Here is a 19,258-nt window from a genome sequence, read left to right as displayed (position 1 = left end):
CCTAGCGAGGATTCACCCCGCCCGCCGCCGGCGCCACTGCCGGCCCACCGACCAACGCCACAGCACCTGGGTGGCGTAGTACCCCAGCAGCCCCGCCAGCACCGCGCACACCACCGACCCCAATAGAAACGGCTGCCACATCGTGGCCAACTGCGCGCTGATCCACTCCCAGTTCATGCCCTCTGGCAACTGCCGCGGCGGGATGCCCAACAGCCACGCGCCCACCTGATACGTGCAGTAGAACACCGGCACCATCGTCAGCGGGTTGGTCAGCCACACCAGGCTGATGGCGATCGGCAGGTTGGCCCGTGCCGGCAGCGCCAGGGCGCCGGCCAGCAGCATTTGCAGGGGGATGGGCAGCAGCGCCGCGAACAGGCCGATGCCCATGGCGCGGGCTACGCTGCGGCGGTTCCATTGCCACAGGGCGTGGTGCTCGAGCAATGGCCCAAGCAGCCGCAAACCGCGGTGTTGGCGCAGTGTGGCGGGGGCGGGCAGGTAGCGTTGGAGCAAGCGGCGGGCCATGGGCGGTCATCGGCAGGGCGGGCTGGGGTGGCCAGTATGCCGATTCCCTGAGGGCGGTCTTTGTAGATTTTGTGACAATTCTTGAAGGGTAAAACGCCTGGCCTCGGCTACACCTGTGGGCGTCAAGTTCAAGGATGAACGGCCATGGTGTCGAGAATGGCCGCGTTGGCGGCCGGGTTGCTGGGGTTGTATGGGCTGCCGGCGTTGCCGCCAGTCTGGTTGTGGGCGCTGTTGGTGGGGTTGGGTGGGCTGTGCCTGCTGCGCCGCCACTGGCGCCTGGGGCTGTTCCTGCTGGGGTTCTGCTGGGCCTGTGGCTCTGCCCAGCGCGCGCTGGATGCGCGCTTGGCGCCGGCGCTGGATGGGCAAACCCTGTGGCTCGAAGGGCGCGTGGCTGGGCTGCCGCGCCACGACGGCCGCAGCGTGCGCTTCGAACTGGCCGAGCCCAGCGCGCGCCGCGGGCCATTGCCGGCGTTGCTGCGGTTGTCGTGGTTCGGCGGCCCGGAGCTGCGCGCGGGCGAGCGCTGGCGCCTGGCGGTGACCCTGCGCGCGCCCCGTGGGCAGGCCAACCCCGGTGGCTTTGACCACGAAGCCTGGCTGCTGGCCCAGCGCATCGGTGCCCAGGGCAGCGTCAAGGATGGCCAACGCCTGGCCGAGGCCGGGGCAGGGCAGTGGCGCGCGGCCTTGGCCGAGCGCTTGAGCGCGGTCGATGCCTTTGGTTTCGAGGCGGTGATCGCCGCCCTGGTGCTGGGCGACAGCCGCGGCCTGAGCCGCGAGCACTGGGACGTGCTGCAGGCCACCGGCACGGTGCACCTGCTGGTGATTTCCGGGCAGCACATCGGCCTGCTCGCCGGGCTGCTGTATGGCGCGGTGGCGGGGCTGGCCCGGCTTGGCCTGTGGCCGGCGCATTGGCCTTGGCTGCCGCTGGCCTGCGCCGCGGCATTGGCCGGGGCACTGGGTTATGGCGCCCTGGCCGGGTTTACCGTGCCGGTGCAGCGGGCCTGCGCGATGCTGGCCATCGTGCTGCTCTGGCGCCTGCGCTTTGCCCACCTCGGCTTCGGCGTGCCGTTGCTCGCGGCGTTGTGCGCGGTGCTGCTGTATGAGCCATTGGCCGGCTTGCGCCAGGGGTTTTGGCTGTCGTTTGGCGCGGTCGCCGTGCTGATCTACACCCTGGCCGGCCGCCTCGGTGGCTGGCGGCCCTGGCAGGCCTGGGCGCGGCCACAATGGGTGCTGGCCCTGGGGCTGGCGCCGCTGTTGGTGGCGTGGGGCTTGCCGTTGAGCCCGATCAGCCCGTTGGCGAACCTGCTCGCCGTGCCATGGGTGGGTTTTTTGGTGTTGCCTTGGGCCTTGCTGGGGGCGGCGTTGCTCTGGCTGGGGCCGCTGGCCGAAAGCCTGTTGTGGGCGGTGGGGGGGTCTCTGGCGGGGTTGTTCGCGGTGCTGGCCTGGTTGGCCGAGCGCGCGCCGCTGCTGTACCTGCCGGCGCCGCCAGCCTGGGCCTGGGGCGGGGTTGCGCTAGGTACGCTATTGTTGCTGGCACCGGCCGGGCTGCCGGGGCGTTGGTTAGGGGCGCCGTTGTTCGCCCTGTTGCTGTGGCCGCCACGGTCACTGGTCGAGCACGGCCAGGCCCAGGTGTGGCAATTCGACGTAGGCCAGGGCCTGGCGACCCTGGTGCTGACCCGCCGCCACGCCTTGCTGTACGACACTGGCCCGGGTGGCCAGCACAGCGATGCCGGGCGTGCCACCGTGCTGCCGAGCTTGCGCGCGCTGGGGGTGCGCCAGCTCGATACGCTGGTGATCAGCCACGCCCACCTGGACCACTACGGCGGCGCCGGCTCGGTGCTGGCAGGGCTGCCGGTGGCCCAGCGGGTGGCCGGAGACCCAGAAAACCTACCCGCCAGTTGGGGCCTGCAACCGTGCGCGGCGGGCGCGGCCTGGGAATGGGATGGCGTGCGGTTCTCCCAGTGGCGCTGGGCCCAGGCCCGGGACAGCAACGCCGCTTCTTGCGTGCTGTTGATCGAAGCCAATGGCGAGCGTTTGCTGCTGGCGGGCGACATCGACGCCGCCGCCGAGCGGGCGCTGCTGCGCGAGCGCCCGCACTGGCGCGCCGACTGGCTGCAGGCGCCGCACCACGGTAGCCGTACCTCCTCCAGCGCGGCGCTGATTCGTGGCCTTGCGCCGCGCGGTGTGCTGATTGCCCGCGGCCAGCACAACCGCTTCGGTCACCCCCATGCGCAGGTCACGGCCCGTTACCGCGCCCATGGTGTAAACATTTATGACACCGCCGAGCACGGCGCCCTGGCGCTGCGCCTCGGCCGCCATGGCGAGGCCGAGGGCTGGCGGGCACGGGGGCGGTTCTGGCGGCTGCGATGAAGGCCGCGACGAGCCACCTTCGGCGCGCTTCGGCGCTGTGGTATTGTGGCTGCCTTTTTGCGAGGGGGTGTTTACGGTGTGGGAATTGGTCAAAGCCGGCGGTTGGATGATGCTGCCAATCATTCTGAGCTCGATCGCTGCGTTGGCGATCACCGCTGAGCGCCTCTGGACCTTGCGCGCCAGCCGCGTGGCGCCCAACCATCTGGTCGGGCAGGTATGGCGCTGGATCAAAGACAAACAGCTCAACAAAGAGCACCTCAAAGAACTGCGCGCCGATTCCCCTCTGGGTGAAATCCTCGCCGCGGGCCTGGCCAATTCGCGCCATGGCCGGGAAATCATGAAAGAGTGCATCGAAGAAGCCGCCTCGCGGGTGATCCACGAGCTGGAGCGCTACATCAGCACGCTGGGCACCATCGCCGCGATGGCGCCGTTATTGGGCCTGCTCGGCACCGTGCTGGGCATGATCGACATCTTCAGCGCCTTCACCGCCACCGGCATGAGCGCCAATGCCTCGGTGCTCGCCGGGGGGATCTCCAAAGCGCTGATCACCACCGCGTCGGGCCTGATGGTCGGTATTCCGGCGGTGTTCTTCCACCGCTTCTTGCTGCGCCGGGTCGATGAGCTGGTGGTCAGCATGGAGCAGGAAGCGATCAAGCTGGTCGAGGTGGTGCAAGGTGACCGTGACGTCGACATGGCCGAGGTGGCCGCGTGAAATTCCGCCGCCGCCGCCCGCGTGAACACATCGACATCAACCTGGCTTCGCTGATCGACATCGTGTTCGTGCTGTTGCTGTTCTTCGTGGTCACCACCACCTTCACCCGTGAAACCCAGCTGCGCATCGACCTGCCCCAGGCGGTCAGCGGCGCGCCGGATGAACTCGACATGAAGCGCGTCGACATCGCCATCAGCGCCGATGGCGAGTATTCGGTGAACAACAAACTGCTGCCCAAAAGCGACCTCGACACCCTGATGGGGGCGATCCAGGCCGAAGCCGGGGGCAATACCCGCTTGCCGATGGCCATCAGCGCCGACGGCAAAACGCCGCACCAGGCAGTGATCACCGCCATGGATGCCGCCGGCAAGCTGGGCTTCAGCCGGCTGTCGATGATCACGGTCGAAGCGCAGGGGCACTGATGGGCCTGGGCGAGCGTTTGCAGCGCGCCTGGTACGAGGGCCACCCTGCGCTGGGCTTGCTGGCGCCACTGGAGGCGCTGTACCGGCGCGTGGCCCTGCGCAAGCGCGCCCGTTACCTCAGTGGCGAAGCGCCGGCTTACCGCGCGGCCTGCCCGGTGATCGTGGTCGGCAACATCACCGTGGGCGGCACTGGCAAAACCCCGATGATCCTCTGGCTGATCGACCACTGCCGTGGCCTCGGGCTGCGTGTGGGGGTGGTCAGCCGTGGCTATGGCGCGCGGCCGCCGAGCCTGCCCTGGCGGGTCAGCGCGGCGGACAACGCCGCCCAGGCCGGTGATGAGCCGTTGCTGATCGTGCAGCGCAGTGGCGTGCCCCTGATGATCGACCCGGATCGCTCCCGCGCCGTGCAAGCGCTGCTGGCAGCCGAACCGCTGGATGTGATCCTCAGCGACGACGGCCTGCAGCATTACCGCCTCGGGCGTGACCTGGAACTGGTGCTGATCGATGCCGCCCGCGGCCTCGGTAACCGCCGTTGCCTGCCCGCCGGCCCACTGCGGGAGCCAGCCGAGCGCCTGGCCAGCGCCGATGCGGTGCTGTTCAACGGCCGCGAACAGGACGCCGCCGACGGTTTTGGCTTTACCCTGCGCTCCAGCGCCTTGGTGAACCTGGCCAGCGGTGAGCGCCGCGGCCTTGACCACTTCCCCCCTGGCCAGGCGTTGCACGCGGTGGCCGGGATCGGTAACCCGCAGCGTTTCTTCACCACCCTGGAACGGTTAAACTGGCGGCCTGTGGAACATGCCTTCGCCGACCACGCCACGTTCAGCGCCGCGGCGTTGGCGTTCCAGCCCCAGCTGCCGTTGCTCATGACCGAGAAAGACGCCGTCAAGTGCCGGCCTTTCGCCGGGCCAGACTGGTGGTACCTGGCGGTCGAGGCGCAGCCTTCCCAAGCCTTCCAGGCCTGGTTCGATGCCCGTTTGGCGGCCCTGTTGCCACCGCGTGTGCCGGCCCGGCCATAACCCGTAGGGATTCCCCATGGACACCAAACTGCTCGACATCCTCGCCTGCCCGATCACCAAGGGCCCGCTGAAGCTTTCCGACGACAAAGCCGAGCTGATCAGCAAGGGCGCGGGCCTGGCCTACCCGATCCGCGACGGCATCCCGGTGATGCTCGAAAGCGAAGCGCGCACCCTGACCGACGACGAGCGCCTGGAAAAATGATCCCAGCCTACACCGTTGTGATCCCGGCCCGCTTCGCTTCCACGCGCCTGCCGGGCAAGCCGCTGCAACAGATTGCTGGCAAGCCGATGGTGCAATGGGTGTGGGAGCAGGCGCGGCAAAGCCATGCCGAGCGTGTGGTGGTGGCCACCGATGACCCGCGCATCGTCGAGGCGTGCGAGGGCTTTGGCGCCGAAGTGCTGCTGACCCGCCCGGATCACGAATCCGGCACCGACCGCCTGGCGGAAGTCGCCGCGCAGTTGGGCCTGGCGGCCGATGCGATCATCGTCAACGTGCAGGGTGACGAGCCGTTGATCCCGCCGGCGATCATCAACCAGGTCGCGGCCAACCTGGCCAGCCACCCCGAAGCACGCATGGCCACCCTGGCCGAGCCGATCGAAGACGTGGCGGCGCTGTTCAACCCGAATATCGTCAAGGTGGTGAGCGACAAGGCGGGCCTGGCCCTGACCTTCAGCCGCGCGACCTTGCCCTGGGCGCGCGACGCCCTGGCCAAGCAGCCCAACGTGCTGCCGGCCGGCGTGCCGTACCGCCGCCACATCGGCATCTATGCCTACCGCGCCGGGTTCCTCCACGATTTCGTTGCCTGGGGCCCGTGCGCGCTGGAGCAGACCGAAGCGCTGGAGCAACTGCGCGCGCTGTGGCACGGCGTGCGTATTCACGTTGCCGACGCCTTGATCGCCCCGCCGACCGGGGTCGACACCCCTGAAGACCTCGAGCGCGTGCGGCGCATTCTGGAGGCCTGATGCGCATTCTGTTCGTATGCCTGGGCAACATCTGCCGTTCGCCCACCGCCGAAGGCGTGCTGCGCCACAAGTTGGCCGCCGCCGGCTTGGGCCAACGGGTGCAGGTGGCGTCCGCCGGCACCGGTGACTGGCACGTGGGCAAGGCGCCGGATGCGCGTACCCAGGCCGCCGCCCTGGCCCGGGGTTATGATTTGTCCGCGCAGCGCGCCCAGCAGGCCAGCGCGGCGGATTTCGACGCCTACGACCTGATCCTGGCCATGGACCACGCCAACCTCGCCCAGCTCGAACGGCTGCGCCCGGCCCACAATCAAACGCGGCTGGCGCTGTTTCTGCCGCACACCGGCCAGCCCCTTGAGGATGTACCAGACCCTTACTACGGTGGCGAAGACGGCTTCGAGCAGGTGCTGAGCCTGATCGAAGCGGGCTGCGACGTGCTGGTCAGCCGCATCGGGGGCAGCCGGTGAGCCTGAACGTGCAACGCGCGGTGCAACTGGCGCCGTTCAACACCTTTGGCGTGGCCGCCACGGCTGAGCACTTTGTGCAGGTTCACAGCGACGCCGAGCTGGTCGAGGCCCTGGCCCTGGCCACCGAGCGTGGCTGGCCGGTGCAGGTGATCGGGGGCGGTAGCAACCTGTTGCTCAGCGCCGACGTGCCGGGGCTGGTGGTGCGCATGGCCAGCCTGGGCAAGCGCATCGTCCGCGAGGAGGCTGGCCAGGTGTTGGTCGAGGCATGTGCCGGCGAGCCCTGGCACCCGTTCGTGCAGTGGTCCCTGGCCCAGGGGCTGGTGGGGCTCGAGAACCTCAGCCTGATCCCCGGCACGGTGGGCGCGGCGCCCATGCAGAACGTGGGCGCCTACGGCGTGGAAGTCAAAGACGTGTTCGCCAGCCTGGCGGCGCTGGACCGCCACAGTGGCGAGGTGCACGAGCTGGCCGGCGAGGCCTGCGCCTTTGGCTACCGCGACAGTGTGTTCAAGCAACAGCCGGGCCGCTGGGTGATCCTGCGGGTGCGCTTCGCCCTGGCCCGCCAGGCGCCGCTGCACCTGGACTACGGGCCGATCCGCGAGCGCCTGGCGCTGCTCGGCATCGAGCAGCCCACGGCGCTCGACGTGAGCCAGGCGATCTGCGCCATCCGCCAGGAAAAACTTCCAGACCCCGCTGTACTCGGCAATGCCGGCAGCTTCTTCAAGAACCCGGTGGTACCCGCCGCCCAGGCCGAAGCACTGAAAGCCCGCTATCCTGGCTTGCCCAGCTACCCGGCTGGCCCGGGCCAGGCCAAGCTGGCCGCCGGTTGGCTGATCGACCAGGCCGGTTGGCGCGGCCACCGTGACGGCGCGGTGGGCGTGCATGTGCACCAGGCCCTGGTGCTGGTCAACCACGGTGGCGGCACGGGCCAGCAAGTGCTGGCCCTGGCCCAGCGTATTCAGGCCAGTGTGCAGGCGCGTTTTGGCGTAAGCCTGGAGATGGAACCCAACCTGCTCTGAACCGTGCCTTGGCGGGGCGGGTCCAAGGGCAAGCCTTCCCACCCGCCAAGGGAGTACCTGATGGCCGCTAAACCCTGTGTGCTGGTACTCGCCGCTGGCTTGGGCGAACGCTACCGCGCCTTGGCCGGCTTCGACGCCGACAAGCTGCTGGTGCCCTGCCTGGGCGCCGACGGCAGCCTACGCCCACCCCTCGAACACGCGCTGCTGGCCTGCCAAGGCCTGGACGCCGATCGCCTGCTGGTGACCCGCCCGGGCAAGCCGGCGATCGAGGCGTTGGCCCAGGCGCACGGTTTCAGCGTGTTGCGCCTGGAGTCTTCAGGCATGGGGGCTTCGTTGGCGGCGGGGGTGAATGCACGGCACAGCGCCGATGGCTGGTTGATCGTGCTGGGGGATATGCCGATGCTGCGGGCGGCCACGGTGGCCCAGGTGGCCGCGGCCATGGCCCCGACCACCATTGCCGTGGCCACCGGGCCGCAAGGCCCTGGCCACCCGGTAGGCTTTGGTCGCGCCTGGGGTGGCGGCCTGGCCAGCTTGCAGGGCGACCAGGGCGCGCGGCGCTTGTTCAGGCCGGATGTGATGGTGGAGGTGGCGGTGGGCGACCCTGGGATTTACCTGGACGTGGACGTGCCGCCTGGGGGCTGACATGCCGGGCGAAGGGCCCTCAAACGTTGCCCAGCCCATGAAAAAAGCCCCGTGACCTTGCGGCCACGGGGCTTTTTCATTTCAGCGAACGCGGAGCATCAAACCAGCGGTTTGTGGTCCTTGTTCACCGGCTCGGCCTGTTCCTCTGCCGGGGCAGCAGGCTCGTCGATCAGCGGCAGCTGCTCACCGGCCGGCGGGGTCACCTCGATGGGCGCCTCGACCGGGGCTTCAACCGGCGCCTGCACCTCGGCCAGCGCGTTGGCGTCAGCCAGTTGCGCGGCCTGCTCGGCTTCACGGGCAGCGGCAGCGGCCAGTTCGGCTTCGCGCTTGCGGCGGCGCACTTCACGTGGGTCGTTCGGTGCGCGGCCGGTGCTGCTCACCGCCGGGGCAGGCTCTTCGATCGCCAGCAGCGGGGCCGGGGCCGGGGCTGCGCTCGGGTCGAAGACCTCTACCACCGGGGCCTCAGGTTGCGGCTCTGGCTCTGGCTGCGGAGCAGCTTCGGCGGCCACTTCAGCGGCAGGTGCCACTTCAGCAGGCGCTTCAACGGCCGGCGTTTCAATCACTGGTGCTTCGGCGGCCGGTGCTTCAACGGCCGGTGCTTCAACCACAGGCTCGGCCGGCAGCTCGATGGCCGGGGTTGGCTCGAAGGCGACCGGGGCGGGCTCAGGCAGCGGCTCGGGGGCAGCTTCCTGGGCGGCGGCCGGTTGCTCGGCTTCAGCGGAGGCTTCCAGCACGGTAGCGGCCTGTTCAACCGGGGTGGCGACGATTTCCGGCGCGGCCAGTTCCGGGGCAGGCTCGGCTTGGCTTACGGCTTCGGCTTCGGCTGCAGGCGCGGCCGCCGGCTCGGCTTCGGCGGCCACGGGGGCGGCTTCGGCGTCAGTGCTGGCGGTAGCGCGTTCAGCTTCGGCATTGGCCTGGGCTTCGGCGGCGGCGCTGATGGCGCCAGCGGCGACTACGCCAGCCGCTACGGCAGGGGCCGCCGAAGGCTCGCCTTCAGCCGGCGCGGCAGTGCTGTTGCCGTCTTCATCCACGCCGTCTACGTTGGCTTCGCGCTGGCGCTCGCGGCGGTTGCTGCGGCGGCGCTGGCCGCGGGAGCGGCGGCGTGGGCGGTCGCCGTCCTGGCCGTCCTGGTCCTGGTCGTGCTCGAGGCCGTCGTCGTTCAGTTGCTCTTCGTCGAGCACTTCCGGGGCTTCGGCGGCGGCTTCTTCGCGGGCTGGGCGGGCCGGGCGCTCTTCACGCGGGGCACGTTCTTCACGTGGCGCACGCTCCTCGCGCGGGGCGCGCTCTTCACGCGGGGCACGTTCTTCGCGCGGGGCACGCTCTTCACGTGGCGCACGTTCTTCGCGGGCTGGGCGCTCTTCGTCGGCCGGGCGTTCCTCGCGGGCTACCGGGCTGGCGTCCAGCGGCTCACGCAGTTCGCGCGGGCGGTCGTCGCGGCTGCGGCGTGGGCGGTCATCGCGGTGGCTGCGGGCCGGGCGTTCTTCACGGGCCGGGGTGGCGGCGTCGTCACGGGCGGCCGGGGCTTCCTCGCGCGGGGCACGCGGCTCACGCGGTGCACGCTCCTCACGGGGGGCGCGTTCTTCGCGGGGCGCGCGTTCTTCACGCGGGGCACGTTCTTCACGTGGCGCACGGTCTTCACGCGGGGCACGTTCTTCGCGTGGCTTGCGTTCTTCGTCGCGGCGGCTGTTGCGGTTGCGGCTCTGCTGGCGGCCGTGGCGGCGTTCGTCGTTGCGCGCGGGCTTTTCAGCGGCCGGCTTCTCGGCAACCGGTGCCGGGGCGGGTGCTTCCTTGGCGGCGAACAGGCTCACCAGCGATTTCACCAGGCCTTTGAACAGGCTCGGCTCACCCACGGCAACCGGCGCGGGCGCGGCAGCGGCGGCAGGGGCTTCGGCGGGCTCTTCGGGCACTGGGGCGTTGGCGCGGGCCGGGGCGGTTTTCACCGCGGCTTCCTGGCGCACCAGGGTGCGAGTGGCGGCAACCGGTTGTGGCTCTTCGGTTTCAGCCGAGGCGATTTCGTAGCTGGACTGGTTGCTCAGCACGTCGGGGTTGTCGTCGCGCAGGCGCTGGACTTCGAAGTGCGGGGTTTCCAGGTGGTCGTTCGGCAGGATGATGATCCGTGCCCGGGTACGCAGCTCGATCTTGGTGATCGAGTTGCGTTTTTCGTTGAGCAGGAAGGCCGCGACCGGGATCGGCACCTGGGCGCGCACCTCGGCGGTGCGGTCTTTCAGGGCTTCTTCTTCGATCAGGCGCAGGATCGCCAGCGACAGCGATTCAACGTCGCGGATGATGCCGGTGCCGCTGCAACGCGGGCAAACGATGCCGCTGCTTTCACCCAGCGAAGGGCGCAGGCGCTGGCGAGACATCTCCAGCAGGCCGAAGCGGGAAATACGGCCCACCTGAACGCGGGCGCGGTCGGCTTCCAGGCACTCGCGCACCTTTTCTTCGACGGCGCGCTGGTTCTTGGCTGGGGTCATGTCGATGAAGTCGATGACGATCAGGCCGCCGATGTCACGCAGGCGCAGTTGGCGGGCGATTTCCTCGGCCGCTTCCAGGTTGGTCTGCAGGGCGGTTTCTTCGATGTCGCTGCCTTTGGTGGCGCGCGCCGAGTTGATGTCGATCGACACCAGCGCTTCGGTGGGGTCGATCACGATCGAGCCGCCAGACGGCAGGTCGACCACGCGCTGGAAGGCGGTTTCGATCTGGCTTTCGATCTGGAAACGGTTGAACAGCGGCACGCTGTCTTCGTACAGCTTCACCTTGCTGGCGTACTGCGGCATCACTTGGCGGATGAAGGTCAGGGCTTCTTCCTGGGCTTCGATGCTGTCGATCAGCACTTCGCCGATGTCTTGGCGCAGGTAGTCGCGGATCGCGCGGATGATGACGTTGCTTTCCTGGTAGATCAGGAACGGCGCGGAACGGCCAACGGAGGCTTCCTTGATGGCGCCCCAGAGTTGCAGCAGGTAGTCGAGGTCCCACTGCATTTCCTGGCTGCTGCGGCCAAGGCCGGCGGTGCGCACGATCAGGCCCATGTCGGCCGGCGCTTGCAGGCCGTTGAGCGCTTCGCGCAGCTCGTTGCGTTCTTCACCCTCGATGCGCCGCGAGATGCCGCCGGCGCGCGGGTTGTTGGGCATCAGCACCAGGTAACGGCCGGCCAAGCTGATGAAGGTGGTCAGGGCCGCGCCCTTGTTGCCACGTTCTTCTTTTTCGACCTGGACGATAACTTCCTGGCCTTCGCTCAATACTTCCTTGATGTTGACCCGGCCTTCGGGGGCCTTCTTGAAGTATTCGCGGGAGATTTCCTTGAGTGGCAGGAAGCCGTGGCGCTCAGAGCCGAAGTCGACGAACGCGGCCTCGAGGCTGGGTTCGATCCGGGTGATACGGCCTTTGTAGATGTTGGCCTTTTTCTGTTCACGTGCCCCGGATTCGATGTCCAGGTCATAGAGGCGCTGGCCATCTACCAGAGCAACACGCAACTCTTCGGGTTGAGTTGCGTTAATCAGCATTCTTTTCATGTAGTACCGTCGGTTTCCGGGCTGCCGGAAACGGCGTTCGGCACACACGACTTCTCACGGTCGGTGTCAGGTGCGTCGGGAACAAATAGCGCTCCCACACGGGCGAGAACACCAAAGGGGTTGTTCTCGCAGCGACGCGTCCTGCTTTCTGTGTCTGGCAAAAAGCACTCAGCCAGGAGGAGGAATCAAGCGATGATGGCGTGGACACCTGGGTGTCTGCTCGCTCTCGGCGCCGCCAGAGGGCCCTGGGCCGCTTCATGGCGGGGCGCGGAGCTACACGGCCTCACGCTTGTGCATCTCCACCCTACACGTATCCCTGATAATTCGGGTGCTGCCGCGCGCAGAATCCGCAACGGGTTTGCATTTATCGCGAGGCCCCTTATGGGCTTCACGCTCGGGAAAAACCAAGGCTTTGCATTTTCCGAAACTGCAATGCGACGGTTCAGACACGGCGGGTTGATGGCCGCGTGGGCCTGGCACAGGGTGGGAAACTGCATCCACACCTGGAACCGGGCGTTCCGAACAGTCAGCACACGGTGCGCGCGTTATGGCGCTGCAACATGCTGCAAGCCCCGTAGGACGGCCTTACGTCCTGGGTATTGCCGGGCCAGCGTACGGGCTTTCGACCGCTTGTCACTCCCCGGCCGCTTTTGGCGGCGTTCGCGACTATATCAGCAATGTTTAAGTGCTTCAATTGCATGAAAAATTGCTATGATGCGCGCCATGACGACGACCCCAACTCCCACTACAGGCGTGCAACTGCTTGAAGTGGCACCGGAACTTGCCGGCCAACGCATCGATAACTTCCTTTTCACGGCGCTCAAGGGTGTACCGAAAACGCTCGTGTATCGCATCCTGCGCAAAGGCGAGGTGCGCGTCAACAAGGGAAGGATCAAGCCCGAATACAAACTCCAGGCTGGCGACGTGATTCGTGTGCCGCCCATCCGCCTGCCCGAGCGCGACGAACCGGTGCCGGTGGCCCAGGGCCTGTTGCAGCGGCTCGAGGCCGCCATCGTTCACGAAGACAAAGGCCTGATCGTGCTCAACAAGCCGGCCGGCATCGCCGTGCACGGTGGTAGCGGGCTGAGCTTTGGCGTGATCGAAGCGTTCCGCCAGTTGCGCCCGCAACAGGCGGCGGAGCTCGAACTGGTGCACCGGCTTGACCGCGACACCTCCGGGCTGCTGATGATCGCGAAAAAACGCAGCATGTTGCGCCACCTGCACGAAGCGCTGCGCGGCGACGGCGTGGACAAACGCTACATGGCACTGGTGCGCGGCCATTGGCCAACCGCCAAGAAGCAGATCAACGCGCCGCTGCTCAAAAGCAACCTGCGCTCTGGCGAGCGGATGGTCGAGGTCAACCCGGAGGGCAAGGAGGCGCTGACGATGTTCCGCGTGCTGCGCCGCTTTGGTGACTTCGCCACGCTGGTCGAGGCGCGGCCGATCACCGGGCGCACTCACCAGATCCGCGTGCACGCGCTGCACGCCGGGCACTGCATCGCCGGCGACGCCAAGTACGGCGACGAGCAGTTCACCAAAGAGATTCGCGACCTGGGCGGCAAGCGCTTGTTTTTGCACGCCTATGCCCTGGCGGTGCCGCTGCCTGATGGTCAGGTGCTGAACCTCGAAGCCCAGCCGGACGACAACTGGCAGGCCGCGGTGGAGGCCCTGGCCAGTGCGTGAATTCGACCTGCTGATTTTCGATTGGGATGGCACCCTGGCCGACTCCATCGGCCGCATCGTCGATGCCATGCAGCACGCTGCGAGCGCCTGTGGCCATGAGCCGCGTGACGCCGCGGCGATCAAGGGCATCATCGGCCTGGAGTTGTCCACGGCGATCCTCGCGCTGTACCCGCACCTGGAGGCTGAGCCGCTGAAGCAATTCCGCGACCGCTACGCCGAGCGCTACATGCACATGGATGCGGTGCCCTCGCCGTTGTTTCCGGGGGTGGCCGAGGCGCTGCAGCGCTTTCGCGCCCAGGGTTACCGCTTGGCGGTGGCCACCGGCAAGGCCCGCCGTGGGCTTGATCGGGTGCTCAAGGCCCATGGCCTGGAGGCGTTTTTCGACATCACCCGCGCGGCCGATGAAACCGAAAGCAAGCCCGCCCCGCGGATGCTCCACGAAATCCTCGCGCACTGCGCGGTCGAACCGGCGCGGGCACTGATGGTCGGAGATTCCGCCTTCGATATCCAGATGGCCCATAACGCTGGCGTAACCGCGGTCGCGGTAGGCTACGGCGCCATCGACATGGCCATTTTGCGGGAGTACCGCCCGCACGTAGAGCTTCAGGCCTTTGCCGAGCTGGCTGACTGGCTCGGCGGCGCCACTCTGTAATCACTCATACCCAGGAGCCATGCATGGCTGACGAATGGAAAGCGCCCCAGGCCGAGCAGAACGGCGGTGGTTCGGGCGACGAGCGTAGCTGGAAGCTGCTGGAAAAAACCCTGCTGGCCAGCGTGCAAGAGCAGCGCCGGGCCCGGCGTTGGGGGATCTTCTTCAAGCTGCTCACCTTTATTTACCTGCTGGGCATGCTCGCGCTGTTCTCGCCCTTGGGCAAAATGGAAAAGGCCGCCGGCAAGGGTGATAGCTACACCGCGCTGATCGACGTGCGCGGGGTGATCGCCGATAAAGAAGACGCCAGCGCCGACAACATCATTGGCAGCCTGCGCAAGGCTTTTGACGACCCGAAGGTCAAGGGTGTGATCCTGCGCATCAACAGCCCGGGCGGCAGCCCGGTGCAGGCCGGTTACGTGTACGACGAAATCCGCCGCCTGCGTGGCCTGCACCCGGAGGTGAAGGTGTATGCGGTGATTGCCGACCTCGGCGCCTCGGGCGCGTATTACATCGCCAGCGCCGCCGACCAGATCTACGCCGACAAATCCAGCCTGGTCGGCTCGATCGGCGTGACCGCCGCCGGCTACGGCTTCGTCGGCACCATGGAGAAACTCGGCGTGGAACGCCGCGCTTACACCTCCGGTGAGCACAAGGCCTTCCTCGACCCGTTCCAGCCGGCCCGTGAAGATGAAACCCGCTTCTGGCAAGGGGTGCTCGACACCACTCACCGGCAGTTCATCGACCAGGTCAAAAAGGGCCGTGGCGAGCGCTTGAAAGACAAAGACCACCCGGAGTTGTTCTCCGGGCTGATCTGGTCGGGCGAGCAGGCCCTCGACCTGGGCCTGATCGACGCGCTGGGCAGCAGCAGCGCGGTGGCGCGTGATGTGATCGGCGCCAAGGAAATCGTCGACTTCACCACTGAAGAGTCACCGCTGGATCGCTTCTCGAAGAAGCTCGGCGCCAGCGTTGCCGAACACATCGCCCTCTGGGCCGGTTTCAGCGGCCCCACGCTGCGCTGATCAGGGCACCTGCACCTGGCAGTTCTGCAGCATCCGCACCAGCCTGATCAGCGGCAAGCCGATCAGGCTGGTGGCGTCTTCGCCTTCGGTGCGTTCGAACAAACTTACCCCCAGCCCTTCGGCCTTGAAGCTGCCCGCGCAGTCGTAGGGTGTTTCGGCGTGCAGGTAGCGGGTGAGGGCGGCTGTGTCCAATTGCCGCAGGTGCACGCTGAATGGCACGCAATCGACCTGGCATTGGCCGCTGCGGGCATCGAGCAGGGCCAGCCCAGTGAGGAAGCTGACCACCTGGCCGCTGCATGCCTGCAGTTGCGCCAGGGCCGCCTCGAAGTGCCCCGGCTTGCCCAGTACCTGCGCTTCAGCCCCTGGCAGCGCCAGCACCGCGGCTTGGTCGGAGCCGATGATCAAGTGCCCGGGGTACTGCGCCGCCAGGGCCCGCGCTTTGGCTTCGGCCAGGCGCATGACCATCGCCTGGGCGGGTTCCCCGGCCAGGCGGGTTTCGTCCAGCGCTGGGGCCTGGTGGCTGAATGGCAGGCCCAGGCGGGCGAGCAGTTCACGGCGGTACGGGGAGCTGGAAGCCAGCAGGATCGGTGGCATGGCACGGGCCCTTATAAAAGGCAGGATTCTACCCTGTGGGCCGCCTTGACCGATGGCCGAATTTCCTTTGACACGTGCAAGGGGCATCCCTAGAATGGCGCGCCTATGTTGAATGACCCGATTCCACCTCACGTTGACCCGCGCAAGCTTGCCGATCGCAACGCCACCGTACAAGGTAGCGTCGCCCTGGCCAGCCTGGCGAGACTCTGCGACCCGCTTTCCGACGATGCCGGTGCGGTGCAGGCCCGATTCGTTTTCGACCGAGACGAAGACGGCACCGTGGTAATCCACAGCGACCTCTCTACCGAGGTCAAAATGGTTTGCCAGCGTTGTCTTGAGCCGGTCACCCTGCCCATCCACAGCGAATGTACCTACGCCGTGGTGAAGGAGGGTGCGAATACGCAATCGCTACCGTCAGGTTACGACGTGCTGGAACTGGGCGAGGATCCTTTGGATCTGCGGGGCTTGATGGAAGACGAGCTGTTGCTCGCGCTGCCGATTGTTCCCGCTCATCATCCGGAAGAATGCCAGCAGCCGGCGGGCGCCGATAAGCCCGAACCAGGCGAGGACGAGGTACCACGGTCCAACCCGTTCAGTGTTTTGGCGCAGTTAAAGCGTGACCCAAACGTTTAGGAGTTTATCAATATGGCTGTTCAGCAGAACAAAAAATCCCGCTCTGCACGTGACATGCGCCGCTCGCACGACGCTCTCACCGAAAACGCACTGTCGGTCGAAAAGACCACTGGCGAAGTTCACCTGCGCCACCACGTATCGCCTGAAGGCGTATACCGTGGTCGCAAAGTGATCGACAAGGGCGCTGACGAGTAATCCTTGTCCGCTCAGATCATCGCGATCGACGCAATGGGCGGGGACTTCGGTCCCCGCCTCATTGTTGAGGCTTGTGTTGCCTGCCTGTCTGCCTCCCCCTCGCTGTACCTGACCCTCGTCGGTCAACCCCAATTGCTCGAAGCCCACATTGCCGCCCACGCCCCCGTGGACCGCTCGCGCCTGCACGTTGTGGCCGCCAGTGAGGTTGTCGGCATGGACGACAAACCTTCCCAGGCCCTGCGCGGCAAGCCCGACTCTTCCATGCGTGTGGCCCTTGAGCTGCTGCGTGACGACAAGGTGCAGGCGGTGGTCAGCGCCGGCAACACCGGCGCGCTGATGGCGCTATCCAGGCATGTGCTGAAAACCCTGCCGGGGGTCGACCGCCCGGCGATGGTCGCGGCCATCCCCACCCGCAAGGGCCAGTGCCACCTGCTCGACCTGGGCGCCAACGTAGACTGCAGCGCCGAGCACCTGTACCAGTTCGCGGTGATGGGCGCGGTGGCGGCCCAGGCGTTGGGGGTGCCCAATCCGCGGGTGGCCTTGCTCAACGTGGGCACTGAAGACATCAAGGGCAACCAGCAGGTCAAGGCCGCTGCCGCGTTGTTGCAGCAGGCGGCGGGGCTCAATTACATCGGCTACGTTGAAGGTGATGGCCTGTACCGGGGCGAGGCCGATGTGGTGGTGTGCGACGGGTTTGTCGGCAACGTGCTGCTCAAGGCCAGCGAAGGGCTGGCCTCGATGATCGGCAGCCGCATGGAAGAGCTGTTCAGTACGGGCGTGATCGCGCGCATGGCCGGGGCCATGGCCCTGCCGCTGCTCAAGCGCCTGCGCCACGACCTCGCCCCGGCGCGGCACAATGGCGCCAGCCTGCTGGGCTTGCAGGGCATCGTGATCAAAAGCCATGGCTCGGCGGGTGTGCAGGGCTTTCAGAGCGCGATCGGGCGGGCCTGCATCGAGGTGCGGGAAAACCTTCCGCAACGGTTGCATGGTCGCATTGGCTCACTTTTGCTTTAGCATGTTGCCGCACAACCGCGTGGATGTGTGACCGGCGCCTGCCGGGTCGCATCCAACTCTCACTTTTGCCACGCAGGCCAGCGGCCGGCGCGGTTCAATGAACGGTCAACCAACAAGGGCGTGTTTCTATGTCTGCATCCCTCGCATTCGTTTTCCCGGGCCAGGGCTCCCAGTCGCTGCGCATGCTCGCCGAGCAGGGCGAACAGCACAGCGTGGTGGTCGATACCTTCCAGGAAGCCTCCGACGCGCTTGGCTACGACCTCTGGGCGTTGTGCCAATTCGGCCCGGTCGAACTGCTGAACCAGACGGACAAAACCCAACCGGCCATCCTCACCGCCTCCATTGCGCTGTGGCGCCTCTGGCAAGCCCAGGGTGGCGCGCAGCCAGCCTATGTGGCGGGCCATAGCCTGGGCGAATACAGCGCGCTGGTCGCCGCCGGCAGTGTTGGCCTGGCCGATGCCGTGCGCCTGGTCGAGCGCCGCGGCCAACTGATGCAGGAGGCCGTGCCGGCCGGGCAGGGCGGCATGGCCGCGATCCTCGGCCTGGCCGATGACGACGTGATTGCCGCCTGCGCCGCTTCGGCCAATGGCGAGGTGGTCAGCGCGGTCAACTTCAACTCCCCCGGCCAGGTCGTGATCGCCGGCTCCGCCTCGGCGGTGGCCCGCGCCATCGAAGCCTGCAAGGCCAAGGGTGCCAAACGCGCCCTGCCGCTGCCGGTCAGCGTGCCGTCGCACTGCGCCTTGATGAAGCCAGCGGCGGAGAAGTTCGCCGCGGCCATCGAGGCCATCAACTGGCAAGCGCCGGCGGTGCCGGTGGTGCAGAACGTCACCGCCGCGGTGGCCGCCAACCTCGACGACCTCAAGCAGAACCTGCTGGCGCAGTTGTACCTGCCGGTACGCTGGGTCGAGACCGTCGCCTGGCTGGCCCAGCAGGGCGCCACCCAGTTGGTCGAATGCGGCCCGGGCAAGGTCCTGGCCGGCCTGAACAAGCGTTGCGCCGAAGGCGTGAACACCTTCAACCTCGACACCCCGGATGCCTTCGCCGCCGCACGCGCGGCGCTGGCCTGATACAGGAGAAACGGGCATGAGCCTGAAAGGTAAAGTGGCACTGGTCACCGGTGCCAGCCGTGGCATTGGCCAGGCGATCGCACTCGAATTGGGCCGCCAGGGCGCCATCGTGATCGGTACCGCCACCACTGAAAGCGGTGCCGAGCGCATTGCCGCCACCCTCAAGGAAAACGCCGTCGAAGGCACCGGCATGGCGCTGAACGTCACTGACCCAGCTTCGGTCGAGGCCGTGCTGGCGGCGATCGCCGAGCGCTTCGGCGCGCCGGCGGTGCTGGTCAACAACGCCGGCATCACCCGCGACAACATCATGCTGCGCATGAAGGATGATGAATGGAGCGACGTGATCGATACCAACCTCAACAGCCTGTTCCGCCTGTCCAAGGGCGTGCTGCGTGGCATGACCAAAGCCCGTTGGGGGCGTATCATCAACATCGGTTCGGTGGTGGGCGCCATGGGTAACGCCGGGCAGGCCAACTACGCCGCCGCCAAGGCCGGCCTCGAAGGCTTCAGCCGCGCCCTGGCGCGTGAAGTGGGCTCGCGGAACATCACCGTCAACTCGGTGGCCCCGGGCTTCATCGACACCGACATGACCCGTGAGCTGCCCGACGCCCAGCGCGAAGCGCTGCTGACGCAAATCCCGGCCGGCCGCCTTGGCCAAGCCGCGGAAATCGCCAGTGTGGTGGCCTTCCTGGCTTCCGAGGGCGCGGCTTACGTGACCGGGGCAACCGTACCGGTCAACGGCGGCATGTACATGTAACCTGGATC

20 protein-coding genes are annotated in these 19,258 nt (G+C 67.3%); 17 read left to right on the top strand and 3 right to left on the bottom strand.

Features of this window, described 5'->3' with window-relative positions; all coding sequences use genetic code 11:
- Window positions 1-12 precede the first annotated feature (12 nt).
- Window positions 13-522: a DUF2062 domain-containing protein gene (locus ACFZCE_RS05760; protein WP_390936890.1), complete on the bottom strand. Its 510-nt coding sequence runs from the start codon at window positions 520-522 to the stop codon at window positions 13-15.
- A gap of 144 nt (window positions 523-666) precedes the next feature.
- Here ACFZCE_RS05760 and ACFZCE_RS05755 point away from each other — a divergent pair, with 144 nt between their 5' ends.
- From ACFZCE_RS05755 to ACFZCE_RS05715, 9 genes are all read left to right on the top strand, one after another.
- Entirely contained in the window at window positions 667-2,889 is a 2,223-nt protein-coding gene (locus ACFZCE_RS05755) for a DNA internalization-related competence protein ComEC/Rec2 (protein ID WP_390936888.1), read from the top strand.
- A 76-nt stretch (window positions 2,890-2,965) separates the two neighbouring features.
- Complete coding sequence (locus ACFZCE_RS05750) at window positions 2,966-3,601, top strand: MotA/TolQ/ExbB proton channel family protein (RefSeq protein WP_390936886.1); 636 nt, start codon at window positions 2,966-2,968, stop codon at window positions 3,599-3,601.
- Entirely contained in the window at window positions 3,598-4,023 is a 426-nt protein-coding gene (locus ACFZCE_RS05745; protein WP_390936884.1) for a biopolymer transporter ExbD, read from the top strand. The genes ACFZCE_RS05750 and ACFZCE_RS05745 overlap by 4 nt, the downstream gene beginning before the upstream one ends.
- Complete coding sequence (gene lpxK, locus ACFZCE_RS05740; RefSeq protein ID WP_390936882.1) at window positions 4,023-5,039, top strand: tetraacyldisaccharide 4'-kinase; 1,017 nt, start codon at window positions 4,023-4,025, stop codon at window positions 5,037-5,039. The genes ACFZCE_RS05745 and lpxK overlap by 1 nt, the downstream gene beginning before the upstream one ends.
- A gap of 16 nt (window positions 5,040-5,055) precedes the next feature.
- Window positions 5,056-5,241, top strand: a complete 186-nt coding sequence (locus tag ACFZCE_RS05735; protein WP_390936881.1) for a Trm112 family protein — start codon at window positions 5,056-5,058, stop codon at window positions 5,239-5,241.
- On the top strand, window positions 5,238-6,002 hold the full coding sequence (kdsB, locus tag ACFZCE_RS05730) for a 3-deoxy-manno-octulosonate cytidylyltransferase (RefSeq protein WP_390936880.1): 765 nt from the start codon (window positions 5,238-5,240) through the stop codon (window positions 6,000-6,002). Before ACFZCE_RS05735 ends, kdsB begins: the two co-directional genes overlap by 4 nt.
- Window positions 6,002-6,466, top strand: a complete 465-nt coding sequence (locus ACFZCE_RS05725) for a low molecular weight protein-tyrosine-phosphatase (RefSeq protein ID WP_390936878.1) — start codon at window positions 6,002-6,004, stop codon at window positions 6,464-6,466. The genes kdsB and ACFZCE_RS05725 overlap by 1 nt, the downstream gene beginning before the upstream one ends.
- Window positions 6,463-7,482 (top strand): UDP-N-acetylmuramate dehydrogenase, encoded by a 1,020-nt coding sequence (murB, locus tag ACFZCE_RS05720; protein ID WP_390936876.1) that lies wholly within the window; start codon window positions 6,463-6,465, stop codon window positions 7,480-7,482. The genes ACFZCE_RS05725 and murB overlap by 4 nt, the downstream gene beginning before the upstream one ends.
- A gap of 60 nt (window positions 7,483-7,542) precedes the next feature.
- Entirely contained in the window at window positions 7,543-8,124 is a 582-nt protein-coding gene (locus ACFZCE_RS05715) for an NTP transferase domain-containing protein (protein ID WP_390936874.1), read from the top strand.
- Between the two features lie 98 nt (window positions 8,125-8,222).
- On the opposite strand, the gene rne is transcribed toward ACFZCE_RS05715, so the two are convergent.
- Window positions 8,223-11,636: a ribonuclease E gene (gene rne / locus ACFZCE_RS05710; RefSeq protein ID WP_390936872.1), complete on the bottom strand. Its 3,414-nt coding sequence runs from the start codon at window positions 11,634-11,636 to the stop codon at window positions 8,223-8,225.
- Window positions 11,637-12,359: 723 nt separating this feature from the next.
- Here rne and rluC point away from each other — a divergent pair.
- From rluC to sppA, 3 genes are read left to right on the top strand one after another with little or no spacing between them, the layout of a single operon-like run.
- Complete coding sequence (gene rluC / locus ACFZCE_RS05705; RefSeq protein ID WP_390936870.1) at window positions 12,360-13,319, top strand: 23S rRNA pseudouridine(955/2504/2580) synthase RluC; 960 nt, start codon at window positions 12,360-12,362, stop codon at window positions 13,317-13,319.
- A complete protein-coding gene (locus ACFZCE_RS05700) occupies window positions 13,312-13,971 on the top strand; it encodes an HAD-IIIA family hydrolase (RefSeq protein ID WP_390936868.1) in 660 nt (219 codons plus the stop codon). The genes rluC and ACFZCE_RS05700 overlap by 8 nt, the downstream gene beginning before the upstream one ends.
- Before the next feature lie 23 nt (window positions 13,972-13,994).
- Entirely contained in the window at window positions 13,995-14,990 is a 996-nt protein-coding gene (gene sppA / locus ACFZCE_RS05695) for a signal peptide peptidase SppA (protein WP_390936866.1), read from the top strand.
- Here the strand turns inward: sppA and ACFZCE_RS05690 are convergent, their stop codons facing one another.
- Window positions 14,991-15,584 carry a Maf family nucleotide pyrophosphatase gene (locus ACFZCE_RS05690; protein WP_390936864.1) on the bottom strand — a complete coding sequence of 198 codons (594 nt, stop codon included), beginning with the start codon at window positions 15,582-15,584 and terminating at the stop codon, window positions 14,991-14,993.
- A 105-nt stretch (window positions 15,585-15,689) separates the two neighbouring features.
- On the opposite strand from ACFZCE_RS05690, the gene ACFZCE_RS05685 reads away from it, so the two are divergent.
- The 5 genes from ACFZCE_RS05685 to fabG all read left to right on the top strand — a co-directional run bounded on the left by ACFZCE_RS05685 (window position 15,690) and on the right by fabG (window position 19,250).
- Window positions 15,690-16,217, top strand: coding sequence for a YceD family protein (locus ACFZCE_RS05685; protein ID WP_390936862.1), 528 nt, complete (start codon window positions 15,690-15,692; stop codon window positions 16,215-16,217).
- A gap of 12 nt (window positions 16,218-16,229) precedes the next feature.
- A complete protein-coding gene (rpmF, locus tag ACFZCE_RS05680; protein WP_390936860.1) occupies window positions 16,230-16,412 on the top strand; it encodes a 50S ribosomal protein L32 in 183 nt (60 codons plus the stop codon).
- Window positions 16,413-16,415: 3 nt separating this feature from the next.
- Window positions 16,416-17,426 carry a phosphate acyltransferase PlsX gene (gene plsX, locus ACFZCE_RS05675; protein ID WP_390936859.1) on the top strand — a complete coding sequence of 337 codons (1,011 nt, stop codon included), beginning with the start codon at window positions 16,416-16,418 and terminating at the stop codon, window positions 17,424-17,426.
- A gap of 128 nt (window positions 17,427-17,554) precedes the next feature.
- Window positions 17,555-18,493 carry an ACP S-malonyltransferase gene (gene fabD / locus ACFZCE_RS05670; protein WP_390936857.1) on the top strand — a complete coding sequence of 313 codons (939 nt, stop codon included), beginning with the start codon at window positions 17,555-17,557 and terminating at the stop codon, window positions 18,491-18,493.
- 16 nt (window positions 18,494-18,509) lie between these two features.
- Window positions 18,510-19,250 carry a 3-oxoacyl-ACP reductase FabG gene (fabG, locus tag ACFZCE_RS05665; RefSeq protein ID WP_390936855.1) on the top strand — a complete coding sequence of 247 codons (741 nt, stop codon included), beginning with the start codon at window positions 18,510-18,512 and terminating at the stop codon, window positions 19,248-19,250.
- Window positions 19,251-19,258 lie beyond the last annotated feature (8 nt).

Source organism: Pseudomonas sp. NPDC007930 (genome assembly GCF_042958985.1).
Classification (GTDB): Bacteria; Pseudomonadota; Gammaproteobacteria; order Pseudomonadales; family Pseudomonadaceae; genus Aquipseudomonas.
The sequence above is the reverse complement of the archived record's forward strand: the minus strand, read 5'-3'. Positions and strand labels throughout refer to the sequence as shown.